18 protein-coding genes and 1 pseudogene are annotated in these 17899 nt (G+C 52.7%); 7 read left to right on the top strand and 12 right to left on the bottom strand.

The annotated features are described in order from the left end of the window. Positions 1-3 precede the first annotated feature (3 nt). Positions 4-711 carry a murein tripeptide amidase MpaA gene (gene mpaA / locus QOT07_RS13495; protein ID WP_099062898.1) on the bottom strand — a complete coding sequence of 236 codons (708 nt, stop codon included), beginning with the start codon at positions 709-711 and terminating at the stop codon, positions 4-6. A 207-nt stretch (positions 712-918) separates the two neighbouring features. Here mpaA and QOT07_RS13490 point away from each other — a divergent pair, with 207 nt between their 5' ends. The 3 genes from QOT07_RS13490 to QOT07_RS13480 all read left to right on the top strand — a co-directional run bounded on the left by QOT07_RS13490 (position 919) and on the right by QOT07_RS13480 (position 4293). Then, complete coding sequence (locus tag QOT07_RS13490; RefSeq protein ID WP_283603345.1) at positions 919-1869, top strand: NADP-dependent oxidoreductase; 951 nt, start codon at positions 919-921, stop codon at positions 1867-1869. Between the two features lie 281 nt (positions 1870-2150). Beyond that, positions 2151-2501: a hypothetical protein gene (locus QOT07_RS13485; RefSeq protein ID WP_099062900.1), complete on the top strand. Its 351-nt coding sequence runs from the start codon at positions 2151-2153 to the stop codon at positions 2499-2501. Between the two features lie 157 nt (positions 2502-2658). Beyond that, complete coding sequence (locus QOT07_RS13480) at positions 2659-4293, top strand: peptide ABC transporter substrate-binding protein (RefSeq protein WP_283603344.1); 1635 nt, start codon at positions 2659-2661, stop codon at positions 4291-4293. An 83-nt stretch (positions 4294-4376) separates the two neighbouring features. Here QOT07_RS13480 and QOT07_RS13475 read toward each other — a convergent pair whose 3' ends face one another. Further along, positions 4377-5453: a hypothetical protein gene (locus QOT07_RS13475; RefSeq protein ID WP_283604360.1), complete on the bottom strand. Its 1077-nt coding sequence runs from the start codon at positions 5451-5453 to the stop codon at positions 4377-4379. 145 nt (positions 5454-5598) lie between these two features. Here QOT07_RS13475 and zntB point away from each other — a divergent pair, with 145 nt between their 5' ends. Next, positions 5599-6582, top strand: a complete 984-nt coding sequence (gene zntB, locus QOT07_RS13470; protein ID WP_207976574.1) for a zinc transporter ZntB — start codon at positions 5599-5601, stop codon at positions 6580-6582. A 217-nt stretch (positions 6583-6799) separates the two neighbouring features. Here zntB and QOT07_RS13465 read toward each other — a convergent pair whose 3' ends face one another. The 4 genes from QOT07_RS13465 to umuD form a co-directional block, all read right to left on the bottom strand. After that, entirely contained in the window at positions 6800-7198 is a 399-nt protein-coding gene (locus tag QOT07_RS13465) for a VOC family protein (protein WP_283603343.1), read from the bottom strand. Between the two features lie 141 nt (positions 7199-7339). Beyond that, the gene (gene ttcA, locus QOT07_RS13460) at positions 7340-8272 is read right to left on the bottom strand and encodes a tRNA 2-thiocytidine(32) synthetase TtcA (protein WP_099062905.1); all 933 of its coding nucleotides are present in this window, start codon (positions 8270-8272) and stop codon (positions 7340-7342) included. Positions 8273-8399: 127 nt separating this feature from the next. Beyond that, the gene (gene umuC, locus QOT07_RS13455; protein ID WP_283603342.1) at positions 8400-9668 is read right to left on the bottom strand and encodes a translesion error-prone DNA polymerase V subunit UmuC; all 1269 of its coding nucleotides are present in this window, start codon (positions 9666-9668) and stop codon (positions 8400-8402) included. After that, positions 9668-10024 (bottom strand): translesion error-prone DNA polymerase V autoproteolytic subunit, encoded by a 357-nt coding sequence (gene umuD / locus QOT07_RS13450; RefSeq protein WP_207977217.1) that lies wholly within the window; start codon positions 10022-10024, stop codon positions 9668-9670. The genes umuC and umuD overlap by 1 nt, the downstream gene beginning before the upstream one ends. A 433-nt stretch (positions 10025-10457) precedes the next feature. Between umuD and tnpA the strand changes: the two genes are divergently transcribed. Next, a complete protein-coding gene (tnpA, locus tag QOT07_RS13445; protein WP_283602402.1) occupies positions 10458-10895 on the top strand; it encodes an IS200/IS605 family transposase in 438 nt (145 codons plus the stop codon). A gap of 132 nt (positions 10896-11027) precedes the next feature. Here the strand turns inward: tnpA and QOT07_RS13440 are convergent, their stop codons facing one another. Beyond that, positions 11028-11435, bottom strand: a complete 408-nt coding sequence (locus QOT07_RS13440) for a RidA family protein (RefSeq protein ID WP_283603341.1) — start codon at positions 11433-11435, stop codon at positions 11028-11030. Positions 11436-11579: 144 nt separating this feature from the next. Here QOT07_RS13440 and QOT07_RS13435 point away from each other — a divergent pair, with 144 nt between their 5' ends. Continuing rightward, positions 11580-12185 (top strand): TetR/AcrR family transcriptional regulator, encoded by a 606-nt coding sequence (locus tag QOT07_RS13435; RefSeq protein WP_207976580.1) that lies wholly within the window; start codon positions 11580-11582, stop codon positions 12183-12185. 161 nt (positions 12186-12346) lie between these two features. Here QOT07_RS13435 and QOT07_RS13430 read toward each other — a convergent pair whose 3' ends face one another. Beyond that, on the bottom strand, positions 12347-13000 hold the full coding sequence (locus QOT07_RS13430; protein WP_261426492.1) for a hypothetical protein: 654 nt from the start codon (positions 12998-13000) through the stop codon (positions 12347-12349). 242 nt (positions 13001-13242) lie between these two features. On the opposite strand from QOT07_RS13430, the gene psrA reads away from it, so the two are divergent. Further along, complete coding sequence (gene psrA, locus QOT07_RS13425) at positions 13243-14142, top strand: L-proline-binding transcription factor PsrA (protein ID WP_283603340.1); 900 nt, start codon at positions 13243-13245, stop codon at positions 14140-14142. On the opposite strand, the gene QOT07_RS13420 is transcribed toward psrA, so the two are convergent. From QOT07_RS13420 to QOT07_RS13405, 4 genes and pseudogenes are all read right to left on the bottom strand, one after another. Next, entirely contained in the window at positions 14117-14923 is an 807-nt protein-coding gene (locus QOT07_RS13420; RefSeq protein ID WP_261417423.1) for a substrate-binding domain-containing protein, read from the bottom strand. The genes psrA and QOT07_RS13420 overlap by 26 nt on opposite strands. A gap of 15 nt (positions 14924-14938) precedes the next feature. Further along, positions 14939-16234, bottom strand: a complete 1296-nt coding sequence (gene tcuC / locus QOT07_RS13415; RefSeq protein WP_099062913.1) for an MFS transporter — start codon at positions 16232-16234, stop codon at positions 14939-14941. 275 nt (positions 16235-16509) lie between these two features. Continuing rightward, positions 16510-16578 (bottom strand): annotated as a pseudogene (locus QOT07_RS13410) (antibiotic biosynthesis monooxygenase); the annotation flags it as partial. Then, a complete protein-coding gene (locus QOT07_RS13405) occupies positions 16579-17472 on the bottom strand; it encodes an oxidoreductase (protein WP_261426495.1) in 894 nt (297 codons plus the stop codon). Between the last annotated feature and the right edge of the window lie 427 nt (positions 17473-17899).

The following is a 17899-nucleotide window of genomic DNA, read 5'->3' as shown; positions in this document are numbered from 1 at the left end:
GGTTTAACCCGGGTAAGTCAGTAACTCTACCATGGCGTCCAGGTAGTTTTCGCTGGCGGCATCGGCCGAGATAGGGGGGAATTCCGCAGTAATGCAGGGCAGTGACAAATCAGCGCACCAACTGCCGAATGATCCCGGCGTTTCGTAACCGACGCTGGTGACCAGCGGCAAGGCAAATTTATGCGAAAGCCAAACGCCGAGCTGGGAACTGGCTGGGTCTTCAATACAGGCCAATGGCTCGTGGAACGACACCACCCAGTGCGGTTTCAACCGGTGGATCAAATGGCATAGCGCCTGGGTTTCCGGTTCGGAGCCGGGGCGACCGCCGGTCGAGAGTTTAACATCCCGAGCCTCCGCCGCGCTGTTCCAACGGTAAACCGTATCGCCGGAGCGCCAGTTGGCCGCCGGGAAGTTACGGTTCAGATCGACCCCGTTGGCATTGGCGCGCAGCCCGAGCTGGCAGCCGTCGGGATTGACCGCCAGTACTACATGGTGGCGCAACTGGTTTGGTGCGATGCTGCGCAATGCGCAGGACAGGGTAACGATAGCGGCGCTCTCATCACCGTGGGTGCCGGCAATAATCAGTCCGGTTTCCGGGCCACTGACGGCCGCCGGAAAATAAAGTAGCGGTGCGCCCAATAGTGAACTGCCGTAATTCTCTCCTGCAACGGCCAATTGGCCACGGTCACTGCGCGGTCGATGCTGGATCATGATGGTTCCCTGATTGAAAGGTCGAGAGTGATTATCATTTTATTCAGTGTATTACGCTTTCGCTTAACTTTCCCAGAGCAATTTCTCACCTGATAACAAAATTAATTGTCCTAAATTCTTGAACAGTGAGTCCGATTATTGATGGCTGGCAGACGATACCCGCTTCGCTACACTGGCTCTATCGTGAACAAATAATTGGAGCTCATCATGAAAGCCATTGCAGTCAAACAGCTTGGTGCTACGCCAGAACAGGTAGAGATCGCCAAACCTTCGCTACAACCCGGACAGATACTGGTCAAAATGGCCGCTGCCGGGCTAAATCCGGTTGACTGGCGGATAGCCGACGGCATGTTGGAAGGAAAATTGCCGCATGTTTTTCCTTTGGTGATCGGCACTGACGGTGCTGGCGTGATTGAGGCCGTTGCTGATGATGTCACCGGATTCAGCGTCAATGAGCGGGTGGCCGGTAAGTTTATGTTCGGCATTGTTGGTGCCGGCAGTTACGCCGAGTATGCGGCGATTGACCAACGTGCGGTGCTGGCAAAGGTGCCCGATGAGGTGAGTTTGACCAAGGCGGCGGCCATGCCGATTGCCGCCGGTACCGCGCTAAAACTGGTTGAAAAGCTGCAACTGACCACGGGCGCGACGTTGCTGGTGGTGGGGGCTACCGGGGGGGTTGGGCGTTTCGTTATTCAACTGGCCAAACGTCAGGGGCTGAAGGTGATCGCTACCGGCGGGGCTGATGCCGAAGCCGCATTGCGTGAACTGGGGGCTGAGAAGGTGATTGATCATCACCGGGCACCCGTGCTGCAGCAGGTGCAGCAACAGTATCCGCAGGGCATTGACGGCATGATCGATCTGGTCAGTAATGCCGAGGCCTTCAGCGCGTTGCTGGTCATCCTGCGCAAGGGCGGTGTGGCGCTGAGCACCATTTGGTCGGCAGTTCCGGAGCAGATGCAGCAACAGGGCCTGCGCGGCGGCAACCTTGAGGCCCAGATCAGCGCGGATGAGCTGGAGCAACTGTTGCAGAGCGTAGCGCGCGGAGAATTGCAGGTGCCGGTGGAACGCCTGGTATCGATTAAACAGGCACCGGAAATGCTGGCGCAAAGTAAGGCTGGCGGCTCACGCGGCAAAACCGTGCTGAATATTGATTGGTGAAGCCAATAAAACCACGCCAGCTATTTCACTGTTATTATACCCTATGAGTTTCAAGTTGCAGCTAGGCGACCAGCTCGCCCACCCCCAGGCGCTTACTTGAGTAAGTAACTGGGGTGAGCGACAAATCTGTCGGGAACAGATTTGAACGCTGCTTGCAGCGGTCCCGAAGGGGCAAGACCCACGGACGGGTCTTGTAAAGCAGATAACAACGCTGCAACTTGAAAGGCGACGGGTATATACTATCGGCAAAGCTAACCCAATTACCCAACAGGGGATTTAACATGCCAGTAGCCAGAATAGTTGCCAGCTATAGCGAAAATGATCAGGATACCATCACGCTGCTGTGCGGTGTGGACGAGGAAAACCAGATCCGTCAGGGTGAATGGTTTGGCGTGGTGAAGAACGACGACGGGCGTGGCGATGAGTCCAACTATCCGTTTACCCTGCACGTCGACTACCAGAAAAACAGCTTCTATCTCGACTATGGTTTTGACGATGCCGAGTCACGTCAGATGCAGAAAACCGATATCCATGCCAAGCCGTTGGCCGAGAAAGGTTTCTTCACCATTTTTGATGAAGAAGAGGGTGAGGAATTCAGCTACCGCATCAATAGTATTCACCTTTACGACTAATCACGTTCGTTAAGAGAAAATGCCCGTATCGACATCGTGCGGGCATTTTTTATTGCCTGGCCCCCAGTTTTTACATCTTGTCCGCCTGGAACTCTAGGTGAGACTAATCTTGTGCTATAAGATAAAAAATTCAGATGGTTAACGGGGATGAATCAGAATGACGAGAAAAAAAATTCAACAGGGTTTTCGTTTGGCGCTGTGTGCCGTGGCGATCGGCGTAGGGTTGAGCAGCGCTATGGCGGCGCAGGTTCCCCCAGGTACCACTCTGGCGGAAAAACAGGAAATTGTTCGCCACATTAAAGATGAACCGGCCTCACTCGATCCGATCAAAGCGGTAGGCTTGCCGGAAGCGCAATTGGCACGCGATCTGTTTGAAGGGCTGGTGAATCAGGATGCCAACGGCAAGGTGATCCCTGGCGTGGCCACGCGCTGGCAAACCACCGATAACCAAACCTATATTTTCACCCTGCGTAAAGATGCGCGCTGGTCTAACGGTGACCCTGTCACGGCGAAAGACTTTGTTTATAGCTGGCAACGGCTGGTCGAGCCGAAAAATCTGTCTCCTTTCGCCTGGTTTGCCCAGTTGGCTGGCATTCAAAACGCGGATGAGATCGTTACCGGCAAACTGCCCGCCGATAAGCTGGGCGTCACGGCGCTGGATGATTACACCTTTAAAGTGCAGTTGAACAAACCGGTACCGTATTTTGTCAGCCTGACCGCCAACTTCAGCCTGTTCCCGGTCAACAAGGCAGTGGTGGAGAAATTTGGCAATGACTGGACCAAGGTCGGCAATCTGGTCGGTAATGGCGCGTTTAAACTGCAGGAACGGGTGGTCAACGAAAAGCTGGTGCTGACGCCAAATGAGCACTATTGGGATCATGCGCATACGGTGCTGACCAAGGTGACCTTTGTGCCGATCAACCAGGAATCCAACGCCACCAAACGTTATCTGGCCGGCGATATCGATATCACCGAGTCCTTCCCGAAGAATATGTACCAAAAGCTGTTGAAAGACATTCCGGACCAGGTCTATACCCCAGATCAACTCGGGACCTATTATTATGCCTTCAACACCCAACGCGCGCCGACTAACGATGTTCGGGTACGTAAGGCATTGTCTTACGCTATTGATCGCAAAATTATCGCCGAGAAAGTGTTGGGCACCGGTGAAAAACCGGCTTACCACTTCACACCAGACGTCACCGCCGGGTTTAAGCCGGAGGTGAGCCTGTTGCAGCAACAGCCGCAGGCGGAACTGGACGCGCAGGCTAAGGCGTTGATGCAGGCGGCCGGCTATGGCCCGAACAATCCGCTGAAGTTGACGCTGCTGTATAACACTTCGGAAAGTCACCAGAAAATCGCCATTGCCGTGGCTTCAATGTGGAAGAAAACGCTCGGTATCGACGTCAAACTGCAAAACCAGGAATGGAAAACCTACATCGATAGCCGTAACACCGGTAATTTCGACGTGGTACGCGCCTCCTGGGTCGGCGATTACAATGAGGCCTCGACCTTCCTGTCGCTGTTGAGCTCAACCCACAGTGGTAACATCGCTAAATTCAAAAGTGCGGATTACGATAAGCTGCTGGCGCTGGCCAGTCATGAAACCAATCCGGCAGCGCTGACCACGGATTACAATAAGCTGGAGCAGATCATCGCTGATCAGGCACCAATCGCACCGATTTATCAGTATACCAATGGCCGATTGATCAAACCCTGGGTGAAAGGCTACCCGATCACCAATCCGGAAGACGTGGCTTACAGTCAGACGATGTATATTTTGAAACACTGACAGGTTGCGGTATCCCCATGAGTTTTCATCAAGCCCCGCTAATTGCGGGGTTTGTTATTTTTGTGGCAGAGGAATGGCGTAATTTATGGAGTGGCAAACAAGGCAGCACGCGCCGTCGTTGAAGGAAATACACAGCTTACGTCGTGTGCGCAGCCGGGAACGATCAGCAAATCACGTTTGGCGTGCGGAGCAATAAAGCGTCGGTTGTAAGCGGCATAGGCCAGGCCACGTTGCAGCCGATAGGGGCCCTGAGACTGCGCCGCGCAGGACTTATCGAGTATTTTGTAGAAGGTGCCGGGTGCGTTGCCAGTATCTTTCTCGCCTTCAATATAGGTGATATCTGCTGCAGCGTAACGCTGCTGCACCGATGCACGATTTTGATCGAGAAAGGCCGGAATGGCCTCAAGGCCGTATTTCCAACGATTGACGTTCGGGCAGACATCACTATTAACCTCAACCCAGTCAAAGCTGCAGTTTCTTTGCTGGCTACAGTCGCGCCAGTCGGCGGGGTGGGCATTTTTTATCGGCTGCGGCCGGTGGTTATCAAGATAGAGCCAACTGCCGGGGTCGGCTATGACGTAACGCACCTTCATGCCAGCAGGTGGATGGGCAAAGCTGACATAGTGCTGCACAAATTGCGCCCCGGCGGAGAAACCGGCGACGGTGACCGACTGTAGCTTTGGCCATTTTACTTTCAATTCGACAATCAGCCGATCAACAGCGGCAAATGAGGTGGTATTACCCTGGTGGTCCAAACCACCTTCTATCCAGGAACTGCAACTCCAGAGAGCGTCACCTGGCTGCGCTGAAGGAACGCCAGGCGAATGGCAACGTGTGGCCTGCGCATCGCTAACCGGAAACAGCGGGGCGACCAACAGCGTGCCGTCGGTTCTGGCGGCAAGTTGAGCAGCTTTCAGCGCCGCAGCCAGGGTTTTCCCCGCGTCTCTGGGATGTCCGTGCAGCACGATTAACGCGTTGTGTGGTGTGGGACCATGGGATTTCGCTATGAAGTAAGGCAAGCTGCCTGCCGACTTACCCAATTTGACCTGATATGCATCAGCGATAGTGTTGAGTGAGTTATTTGCGGCAAACAGCGGATGAAACGACGCCGGAGCAAATGCCAAAACGGAGGCTAACAAGAATGTCGAGGTGGATTTCATCGGGTGTCCGGCCGTGCATTGTGCGTTATTTATCCATGTTAGCGTATAAGGCCGTTCCAGGTGCAGCATTCGCACGGCTTCATCTTTGATCCGCCTACCATTAACGCTAGACTCTGGAATAACTGAAAAGCAGAGGGGATGAGGAATGGAAGTCATTGAGGGGCGCGAGTTACAGGTTCCTGACGCAGTGTATGCTTACCAGCTCGATGGCAAGGGGGGCGTAACATCGATTGATTACGATGATAAAGTCACCTGTGACGAGCCTTGCTGGCTGCATCTCGACTATGCACACCCCGCCAGCGCCGAATGGCTGACCACCACGCCGCTGCTACCGGATGCGGTAAGAGAGGCGCTATCCGGGGAGAGCTCGCGGCCGCGTGTCAGTAAAGTGGGTGAGGGAACCATGATCACGCTGCGCAGCATTAACTTTAATGCCAATTCGCGGCCGGATCAGTTGGTGACTATCCGCGTCTACATGACCGATAAACTGATTGTCTCCACCCGTCATCGCAAGGTGTATTCCATCGACCAGGTAGTGAACGATCTGCAAACTGGCAGCGGGCCGACCAACAGCGGTAACTGGCTGGTGGAAATATCGGATGCACTGACCGACCACGCCAGTGAGTTTATCGAGGATCTGCACGACAAAATCATCGATCTGGAAGATTCGCTGCTGGAACAACAGGTTCCTGAGCGTGGGCAGTTGGCACTGATCCGTAAACAACTGATCGTACTGCGTCGCTATATGGCACCGCAGCGTGACGTATTCTCTCGGCTGGCCAGCGATCGCTTGCCCTGGATGAATGATGACGACCGTCGCCGTATGCAGGATATTGCCGATCGGTTGGGGCGCGGGTTGGACGATCTGGATGGCAGCATTGCGCGCACCGCGATCCTTTCTGACGAAATCACTACCGTGATGGCTGATGCCATGAACCGTCGTACCTATACCATGTCGCTATTGGCGATGGTGTTTTTGCCTACCACCTTTTTGACCGGGTTATTCGGCGTTAACCTGGGCGGCATTCCCGGCGGTGGCAATCCTTTCGGTTTTGCTGCGTTTTGCCTGACGCTGACCGGATTGGTGTTCGGTCTGGGCTGGTGGCTGAAGCGGCGCCGCTGGTTGTAGCCAAAAAGCGCCGATAACCCGGTTAACATTGAGCGATATCAACTTTTGCCGGGGGGAAATGGGGCATGATCTATCTCGCAGGTGAATGCAACGTCAAGCGATGGGCGTTGCGCTCCATAATTGTCTTACTTTCTTATATTTAGAATTACTGCATAGCACATTGATTCATACGATGCCGGTTTAATCACCGGCATTTTTTTGTCTGCAATTTACCCCGTCAGGCTGCACTTTCATCCCAGAAACTGGCCTCTATCTTATGTCCGTCCAGGTCACGAACAAAGCAGCCATAATAGGCTTCACCATAGTGCGGCCTTGAGCCGGGAGCCCCTTCATCTGTCGCGCCGGCCTCCAGCGCATGGCGGTAGAAATCATCAACCTGTTGTTTACTGGTGGCGAAAAACCCCACGTGCAGACCATTGCCGTTCGTGGCCGGTTTACCGTCGATCGGCACTTGCAGCCAGAATTCCGGATAATCGCGCCCATAGCCAATGGCACCAGGGTGTTCCAACACCCGTCGACAGTCTAGTGCGGCGAGAGTGCGATCGTAAAAATCGGCTGCGGCGTCAAAATTATTGCTGCCGAGAGAAACGTGAGACAAGCAGGGAGTGATGTTCATCGGTAATCTCCAGGGTGACTGTATAAAAACACAGTATAGGATAAAACCGGCACTGTCCGATGAATTCTGCTGAAATTGCGAGCGGGATCGACAACTGATGAAGGGAAAGAGCCGCCCGCGGAGAACGGGCGGCAAAACGGCTTATTTGATTTCGAGAACGTCTAAACGGACCGGGACGGCTTCATCCGCGTCTTCCGGTTGCCAGCCGATCGGCTGCATTGGGAGATCTTCACGGTCAAAGGCCAGATCGCCACCGTCAACCACTTCGCTACCGTGGTGGATCCCTTTAAAATCAAACAGGTTGTAGTCACTCAGGTGCGAAGGCACCACGTTTTGCATTGCGCTGAACATGGTTTCCAGGCGGCCCGGATAACGTTTATCCCAGTCACGCAGCATGTCACCAATCACCTGGCGCTGCAGGTTGGGCTGCGAACCGCACAGGTTGCACGGGATAATCGGGAAGCCTTTAGCGACCGAGAAACGCTCGATGTCTTTTTCACGGCAATAAGCCAGCGGGCGAATCACCACGTGTTTGCCATCGTCGCTCATCAGTTTAGGTGGCATGCCTTTCAGTTTGCCGCCGTAGAACATATTGAGGAACAGCGTCTGCAGAATGTCGTCACGGTGGTGGCCCAGGGCAATCTTGGTGGCTCCCAGCTCGGTAGCGGTGCGGTAAAGAATGCCGCGGCGCAGGCGTGAACACAGTGAGCAGGTGGTTTTGCCTTCCGGGATCTTGTCCTTGACGATGCTGTAGGTATTTTCCTCAACAATCTTGTATTCCACACCCAGGCTTTCCAGATAGGCTGGCAGGATATGCTCGGGGAAACCAGGCTGTTTCTGATCGAGGTTGACCGCAATCAGTGAGAAATTGACCGGTGCGCTCTGCTGCAGGTTGCGCAGGATCTCCAGCATGGTGTAGCTGTCTTTGCCGCCGGACAGGCACACCATGATACGGTCGCCTTCTTCAATCATGTTGAAATCGGCAATCGCCTGGCCCACGTTACGACGCAGGCGCTTTTGCAATTTGTTCAGGTTGTACTGCTCTTTTTGACTAACTGTTTGTTGTTCTGACATTTAAATCGTGCTCGTTCTCAATTGGGGGCACTATGGGCATGAAGTTTTAGGCAGCGAGTTTAGCATTCTATAGGCTGATTGGGTCATTATTCCTTTATTTCATGACCGCAAAGACGCCTTGCCGACCTCAGTACACGCGAGCATGCGGTAAATCGCTGACCCGCGTGGTGTATGCGGGGGAGAGAAATTCACGTTTCATCGACCAGGTCTGCTGATTGCCTTGTCCGGCAAACCAGACTCCAGCGCGCCCGGACTGATTGATCTGATCCAAGGCTGCCATCAAGCGTTCACTGTTGGGGCGCGGCTGATACTCGTCGAACAGGTTCAACTGAGCGACGCCTTGCGAATAGAAGTCCTGCAGCATAACGCCGGCTTTTAGATAGCGATGGCCGGGCTGCCAAATCTTGTCAAGGCATCGAATCGCGGCGGCGATGATGTCGCGGGTATCTTGCGTCGGCGTGCTGAGCTTGATGCTCGCGGTGTTGCCGTAATATTTTTCGTTGGTTGAGAAGGGGCTGGTTTTAACCCATGCATTGATATTCCGGCAATATTGGTGCTCTTCGCGCAGTTTTTCTGCTGCGCGTGAAGCGTGCATGCAGATAGCCTGATGCATATCATTGTACTCAGTGACGCGATCGCCGAATGACCTGCTGCAAATGATCTGCTGTTTGGTTGGGGCAAATTCTTCAAGTGACAAGCAGGGTTCACCACGCAGTTCACGCACCGTGCGTTCAACCACCACGCTGAAATGCTTGCGGATCATTGTGGTGCTTGCATCTGCCAGCTGCAGTGCGGTTTCGATCCCCATATTCCGCAGTTCTTTGGTGAGACGCCGCCCGATACCCCAGACTTTTTCTGCCGGCACCAAGGACATCAATTTTCGCTGCCGTTCCAGGCTGGAAAGATCAACCACGCCGCGGGTTTGCTCCCATTTTTTTGCCGCGAAGTTCGCCAGTTTTGCCAGGGTTTTGGTCTGGGCAATACCCACGCCTATGGTAAGCCCGGTATCACGCAGCACTTTGGTCCGTACCTGGTGCCCGAACGCTGCCAAATCGACGCAGTTTTGTACCCCGTCAAGGTCAAGAAAGCTTTCGTCGATGGAGTAAATTTCGACTCGTGGTGCCATCTCTTCGAACACGGCCATCACTCGCATCGACATATCGGCATACAGCTCGTAGTTGCTGCTGAATGCGATACCGCCGGCACGCTCAAAATCGCGCTTTATTTTGAAATAGGGCGCGCCGGTTTTCAGGCCCAGAGCCTTTGCCTCTTTGCTCTGTGCTACCACGCAACCGTCGTTGTTCGACAGAACAACCACCGGTCGACCATGCAGATCCGGACGCCACAGCGTTTCGCAACTCGCATAGAAGCTGTTTACATCGGCCAGGGCGTACATTATTTCAACCTGGTGATGGTTGAAACCACCACGCCGACGATGCTCAGATCATCGCCGCCATCCCGCAGCGGTATTGGCCGGAAGTTCGGATTCATTGGTTCAAGCTGTTTGACAGGATGCAGGCAGAGACGTTTAACCGTGAACTCGCCTGCGATGCTGGCGATCACGATATCGCCGTGACAGGCGCCAATGCTTCGGTCGACAACCAACAGGGATCCGTCGGTGATCCCGGCTTCGATCATGCTTTCCCCAGAGGCGATCAAAAAGTAGGTCGCCGACGGATGACTAATGCAGTACTCGTTGAGGTCGATCCTCGCGTGTATATAGTCTTGCGCAGGATTCCCAAATGCACTCATTCTAGCCATATATTGTCAATCCTGGAGAAAATACAGCGGCTTTTGATTGACCACAGTAGTGCTGCTCGAAGCCTTATACATGATTTACTGCCCTATTAATTGACTGTGTTTATATACAGTATTATAGGTGTGGGGAATGAATCAAGACGGTTTTTAGACGGCGCTCCGAATGTTTTGAATTTTGGGGAATTTAGTTCACAGCGGCTTGCATGGTCTAATCTTCTGCAAACGGTGCCCAGGCTTCCGGCTGAATGCTACAGCTTTGCATCCACGGTGCCAGAGCAGACGTTATGTCGGTTCTGAAACAAAGCTTTTCATTTCTAACTGAATACCACGTCCTATGGACGTGGTTATCGACTTTTTGGCTCTGCCAGTAATGCTACTCATGGGAAAATCCGAATCCGTTATCCCCATAACTGATAAGGATTTAACCATGAGTAGGTTCGAAAAAGCATCGCATGTGCTCTGGCATTGTCAATACCATATAGTTTGGACGCCCAAGTGCCGATTTCGAATACTGAAAAACAATGTAGGGAAAGAGGTTTACAGGCAAATAAGAATATTAAGTGAACAACTCCATGTAGAAATAGTGGAGTTAAATGTTCAGTTAGATCATGTTCATTTACTGATAAAGATCCCGCCGAAACTGTCAGTATCAGAAGTGATGGGCCACCTTAAAGGCCGAACAGCTATCCGTTTGTTTAATAAATTCCCCTACTTGAGGAAGCACAAGTTGTGGGGAAATCACTTTTGGGCGAAGGGCTACTGTGTGGACACCGTAGGTGTAAACGCAGAGATGATCCGCAAGTACGTAAAGTACCAAGAGAAACACGAGCAAGAAGAAAACCAGCTGAGTTTACATGGAATGTGAAGTGAGGACCCTTAGGGTTCGAGCTTAGTACGCCCCTATGGGGCGCCCAAGCAATGCCGCCTTCTACGAAGGCGGATTTTTACGGTGACGTCCTCATCCCGTTGATGAAGACGTCACTAACATTACGGTCTGTCAACCTGCGGAGGTTGATGTTGGAATTCGGGCAATGACCTTAATTTCAAAATCGAATCCCGCAAGCCAGGTAACGCCAACGGCTGTCCAGTTCGGGTAAGGGGGCTGCGGGAAAATGGACTGTTTCACCTGCATGATCGTCGGAAACTGATTTTCCGGGTCAGTATGAAAGGTGGTGACATCAATCAGGTCGTCAAACGTACAACCCGCTGCTGCAAGAGTCGCTGCCAGGTTAGCAAACGCAAGTTGCACCTGCGCGGCAAAATCCGGCTCCGGCGTACCATTGGCGCGGCTGCCAACCTGACCGGAAACGAACAACATATCGCCAGAACGGATCGCGGCGGAATAACCGTGCTCTTCGTAGAGAGCATGGCGATTAGCAGGAAAAACAGGTTCACGCTGGATCATGGAATTTCCTTTCTTAAGTCAATGTGTGATGCGGGATGCGCGGTATGCAAAATTGATTTAATATACGCGGCGTATGTTGAATTAATCACACATACGCCGCGTATGTCAAATGACATTCGTTACGTATGTCAAAAAGGAGATCGTATGGCCGCCAAACGCCGCGCCGAAACAATGGAAGAGAACCGCGCCAAATTGATTACGGCAGCGCGGAAATCCTTTGCCGAAAGGGGTTTTGCTGCCGTATCAATGGATGAATTAACCGCCAGCGTTGGCCTGACACGCGGGGCGCTATACCACAACTTTGGTGATAAAAAGGGGCTGCTTGCCGCTGTTGTTGCTCAAGTAGATGGTGAAATGGCACAACGAGCCAAAGCCGCCGCCGCGAATGCCGATGACGACTGGGAAAGGCTGCTGGCTGAAGGGATTGCCTACATTAAGATGGCGCTGAACACAGAAGTAAGGCGCATCGTTCTGCTTGATGGTCCGGCTTTCCTTGGGGATCCGGCACAATGGCCCAGCCAGAATAGTTGCCTCGAATCCACCCGCCAGACTGTCATAAAGTTGATCGAACGCGGCGTACTTAAATCGGTTGACGCGGATGCCGCTGCACATCTGTTAAACAGTGCCGCGCTGAATTCCGCACTTTGGATTGCTGCGAGCGACGATCCGCAACGGGCGCTGCCAAAAATTATTGAAGTGTTTACTCAACTGGCAAGCGGCTTACGGAATAGTTCCAATAAACTGCGATGAGACGTTTATATGGTGCAGTGAGCCAAGACCTTATAGTTCATACGTGTAATTGCATTTGATTTGACCGTCAGCCAGAAGCGGAAGTGACGAACAGTTAAGTATGTTAATCAAGCGTGAGCAGGTCATCTATACAGCTTCTTCGGGGTAAGTTCGGGGAAGCTTTATGTTTTTGGGCAGCCCGTGACTTGCGGGTAATTGCGACATACCAGATTGAGTTTGTTTTTCGGCTCGAAACCTTTATCCAGCATGCATCGCTGAACATTAGCGGCTTTGAGCAGCGTCGGCACGTAAGGCACCGAGCCCAAAGGTTGCGGATAACCGCATTGATACATCACCGCCAGTGCTTGTTTATCGTTTTCAACTTCATGAGAAAAATGCAGCGAGGCCCCCACTTTACGCCAGGTAATCAAGGAAAACTTGCTCACGCCTGAATCCGGCTTAATCGGATGAAAACCTCTGTCTGCGACAAAAGGCAGCGCTTCTAGCTGGCTCTGGCTCAAGGGGTGCCCCTGCTCTTGTTTTAGGCAGGCTGGCGTATCATGGTAAACACGAACGCTGCAAATTTTGAATCCGTCTTTACGGGTAAACCCCATATTCTCCATGCATTGGTAATACAGAACGGATTCATTATCCGTTTTGGGAATATCGGAACCGGGAAGTTGCACGCCGCATTTACCCATCGCGACGCGCACGCCGTCGATATCCGTATCAGGACGCTGCCACTGTGTCAGGTCCGGAGCAGGGGGGCATCCTGTCAGCAGGAATACCGACGTCATCAGCGGAAGTAAAGTCACCAGAGTCGATCTTCGGAACATTAAAATCCCTTATTTATTATTGTTTCAGGCAGCATCCATACTGCCCGTATTGCTCCTCTGCGACAACACAGTTCAGGTTTTAGTCGTACTGAAATAGAAATTCCACTCTGCCTGGTTACAGATCCCCCAAGTAGCGCGCCGGTGGCGAATGTCGGTCAGTCTTTAAGGGTTGCCGTTGTCCAATATGCGGCTATCATCTTTTCTTTAAGCCCTCGCTACCCTTGAAAGGATTGTCTGCCGCTATGCCCGTGAATTTCGATCTCAACGATCTTTATGCCTTCAGAGCCCTGGTTGAATACGGTAATTTTCGGCTTGCCGCGGAGTCTATTTGCCTTTCGCAGTCAGCATTGAGCCGCAGGATAGAGAAGCTGGAATCCGCGCTGGGTATCAAGTTGTTCGACAGAACGACCCGGCGCGTCACGTTGACACTCTATGGGCAGACTTTCGCTGAGCGTTCAGATCAGCTCCTGGCGAATGTTGAGTTGGTATTAGCGGATATCAATAAGGTCAGCCAGGACCGCGTAGGGCTGGTCACCGTCGCTACGGTGCCCTCGGCGGCCTACTATTTCATGCCCGATGTGATTCGCCGTTTCCAGGCCCGCTATCCACGGGTACGCATTAAGCTTATCGACAGCAGCGCGGGTAATGTTATTGAAGCGGTTGCCAGTGGTCAGGCTGACTTTGGCATCTGTTTTGCGAGAAACCTGCAATCCAATATCGAATTTCTGCCGTTGGTGGAGGATGTCTACGTGGCTGCCTGCAGGCGCGATCATCCCATCGCCAGTAAAAAAAACCTGACCTGGCGCGAGTTTTATCAGCAGGATTATGTGGGGCTGGATAAGACCTCAGGTAACCGTAATCTGCTGGATAAGATGCTGGAACACATCATTCCTGAGCGCCCCAGTATCTGCGAAACCCGCCATGTGACGACCATGTTGGGCATGGTTGAAGCGGGAGTCGGCATTGCCGCCGTGCCCGCTATGTCGATGCCGACGTCAGAGCATTCAGTACTGACCCACTTGCCGCTGACTGACCCGGTGGTGAAGCGCACGGTTGGCCTGATCAGGCGCAGTGGGCGCATGCAGTCCTACGTTGCCGCCGAGTTGGAAAAGTTAATCACTGAACAGTATCACGCTGTTTAACCGGCAATTCAGCCTTAACGGATCTCATTCCAGTGGCGCGAATGGTGTTTTTCGCCTCGGCGGAAGACAGAAAGTCCAGTAGCGCTTTGCCTTCCTGGCGATGTTCTGCTTTAGCAGTGACCGCGCCGGCAAAACGAGTAATGTACTGTACATTTTCAGGCAGTTCGCCAATAAAGGTTACGCCCGGCACCGGAAGCAGTTCGCTCACCTGCTGGAAACCTACAGCATATTTCCCTTTCGCCACCTCGGATGCCACCGGAATGCGCTCAATCATATGCGCCTTCTCTTTCATCTGGTCCTCAATACCCAGTTTTTTGAACAGTTGGCTGCTGACATAGCGGCCGCTGGCACTGTCCGAATAAGCGATAGATTTGGCCTGCAGCAGGGTATTGCGCAGGTCCGCCTCCTTTTTGATATTGGGTTTGGGGTCACCTTGTTTGACCACCATACCAATCGAGGAGTCGGCTAACTCCACTCGCGAACCCGGCTGCAGCCAATTATCCTTTTCCAGACTTTTCAGCGCATCACCTACCATAATCACCACATCCGCGTTTTCTCCGCGCGCCAGGCGTGCCGGGATCGCCTGAGGGGTCTTACCCATAGAGGGACCGGATACCAAAATGATAGTGTCGCCGCTCTTTGCTTCAAATTGTGGCGCCAGTTTTTCCAGCGCGGCTTTGAACCCGCCTGAAATCATGACGGTCACTTCTTTGGCCGAGACTCCCGTGCTGACAGACGAAATCACCAGCGCAGCGAGGAGTGAACGATAAATTTTTTGCATGACGTAATCCCTGATTTAACGTGCGGTTTGTAGTGATAACGGGCTGCGACGGTACAGATAAAGCGTCGCCAGTAATGCACATATTGCAGCAAAGCTCATCCAGTAACCGGGTGAGGCCTTATCGCCGGTGTACTCAATCAGTGCGGTAGAAATAACCGGCGTAAATCCGCCAAAAACAGCGGTTGCCAGACTGTAGGCCAACGAGAAACCGGCAACCCGGACCTCTATCGGCATGATCTCCGTTAACGCCGGGATCATGGCACCGTTGTAAAGGCCGTAGAGGAAGGACAGCCACAACAGCACCGCCAGCATCATGGAAAAGCTGGGGGCTTCAGCAAGCAGGCTAAGCGCCGGATACGCAGTGACCAGGGCCAGCAACGCCATGGTAACCAGGACCGGCTTACGGCCAAAACGGTCCGACAGGGCGCCGCCTACCGGTAGCCAGAGGAAATTGGATATCGCAACCAGCAAGGTCACCAGCAGGCTGTCTGATGCGCTGAGCATCAGCACTTTTTTACCGAAGGTCGGTGCATATACGGTGATCAGATAAAACGCGGTGGTGGTCATGGCGACCATCAACATGCCGGCGATAACCACCTGCCAGTTTGCTAAAAGGGTTTTAAACACGTCGCGCATCGCCAGGTGGTTGCGGCGGGCGGTGAACTCTTCGGTCTCTTCCAGTTTGCGGCGCAGGAAAAAGATGAAAGGAACAATCAGGCAGCCGAACAGGAAAGGCAGACGCCAGCCCCATTCGCGAATGGCGCTTTCTTCCATGACGGCATTCAGTGCGAAGCCCATGGCAGCCGCCACCATAATGGCCACTTGCTGGCTGCCAGATTGCCAACTGGTGTAAAAGCCTTTACGGCCCGGCGTGGCAATCTCAGCCAGGTACACGGAAACGCCGCCCAGCTCAGCACCCGCTGAGAAGCCTTGTAATAAACGACCACCCAGCACCAACAACGGTGCCCAGAGCCCGATGGCTTGATAAGAGGGAATGAGGACAATCAGGAAAGTACCCGCGGCCATGATCGACAGGGTAACAATCAGCCCTTTACGTCTGCCGACTTTATCAATGTACGCACCCAGCACGATTGCACCGATAGGACGCATCAAAAAGCCCGCGCCAAAGACCGCAAAGGTCATCATCAGCGAGGCAAATTCACTGCTGGCCGGAAAGAATGTATGGGCGATGTAGGTGGCATAAAATCCAAACAGGAAAAAATCAAATTGCTCCAGAAAGTTGCCAGAGGTCACACGCAGTATCGCGCTGGTTCTTGCCCTAATCGTCATGGGTGCGTTAGAGGAATGCATCTTTATCTCCAGTTTGTCATTGACGCTTTTACCGCGTCTGTTGCTGCAGACTGGAGCAGGGAAATGAAGTAAATAAGCGCAATAAACTCATGGGCCGATGCGTTTGGCGCATGAATCCCGGTTAACAATTGGCTGCGATAAGCTGTAACGGGCCATTAACAAGATTGCCCTGTGCAACCTTGTTCGTTACAGGCTAAAAACTTCATGCGCGTTTTGTGACAAGGTTCATATAAGGCGAAGGGGCACAAAATACCGAAATGGAGACAGTCCAGAAGGTCGGAAAGCAACTCAAAAACCTCGTCATCTGGATAGGTCACTGCGACATGATAGTTTTCACCGGCGAATCAACCTGGCCCCTCGCTGCCCGCCGCCAGTAGTGGTACCAGGATATCGCTAATCGGGGTAGGAATACCTTGTGAGTGGCCATAGCGCTGCACGACGCCGTTGCGTATTTCCCATTCCAACGGGCGGTTAGCCTGGCGGTCGGCAAGAATGGAGGTACCTAAGTCCGCAGGTGCACGATGAAAACCGTCAACGATCTCTTGCGGAACGTTATCGTTAAGTACCGCACCTTCGGCGCGTGCGACAGTCAGGCATTCATGCAGATAAGCCAGTGCCAGCTTCGTGATATCCCCGCGTGAGAACATCCCCGCACGGCGGTTTGCAAGAACCATCAGACCCGCGACCGCGTTCTGCAATAGTTTGCGCCAGGCGACCGAAAGGAAATCGGATGACAGCTCAACAGTGCAGCGGGTACCGCTGAGTGCATCAGCGACCCGTTTTGCCTGCGGTACATCCGGCAGTGTCAAACGCGGTTTGGCCCGCAGGTAGACAGAATAGTCTGACTCCCGCTGTGCCGGGAACCATACGACCGAAGGCAGTACCGTTGCTCCGTTAACATAGGGTTCCAACAGTGTTTTCTGTTCGACGCCGTTTTGCAGCGCACACACGACGGTGTTTTCATCACATAACGCGGCAAGCCAGCCGGCGCTCTCAACCACCTGGGTAGTTTTCACCGCAACAAAGACCAGATCGAACGGACGGAGCCGGGTTGGCGGCGTGCTCAACACAGGACCTGGAACCACCACTTCACCCTCATCGTGACGTAGAATTAATTGCGGGTGTGCGGTGCGCCCGCAAAGCAGCGGTGTGCGGCCAACTTCGTGCAGTGCAGCGGCGATAGTCGTCCCAATCGCACCGGGACCAATCAGAGCAATAGTAGGGGGGAGGTTACGCATCATCCTGTTCCTGTTAATGAGCTAATGTTCATAACACGATATGCCAGCGTCTTTGCAAAAGATACGTCAGCAGAGAGATAAGTAAAGCAACCCAACAAGTGATGTTCGCGCCATATTGTATTGAGGTGGTTAGTTTACAAAATGCATGTCTCTGAAAAATTAATTTCACGCTAACCATAACTTCGGTTAATTAATGTATAAATGAGGTTATATCGAAATTGTTTTTTATTATAGCGAATTAATGGTTGTTTAATGCGTGTATCGAGTAAAAGCTAACACGATTCAGCTTTGTGTGTCGCTCATGTCCATTTTTGCAGTAAATATCACTTTGTTTTTCCTCTGTCCTTTACCTGTGACCTGTTAGAGAACATAATTTAAAAAATGCCGAATAGAGCAGGTGAGTTCTTTATCACTAAATGATAGTTAA

The sequence above is a fragment of the Serratia proteamaculans genome, assembly GCF_949794035.1.
Classification (GTDB): domain Bacteria; phylum Pseudomonadota; class Gammaproteobacteria; order Enterobacterales; family Enterobacteriaceae; genus Serratia; species Serratia proteamaculans.
The sequence above is the reverse complement of the archived record's forward strand: the minus strand, read 5'-3'. Positions and strand labels throughout refer to the sequence as shown.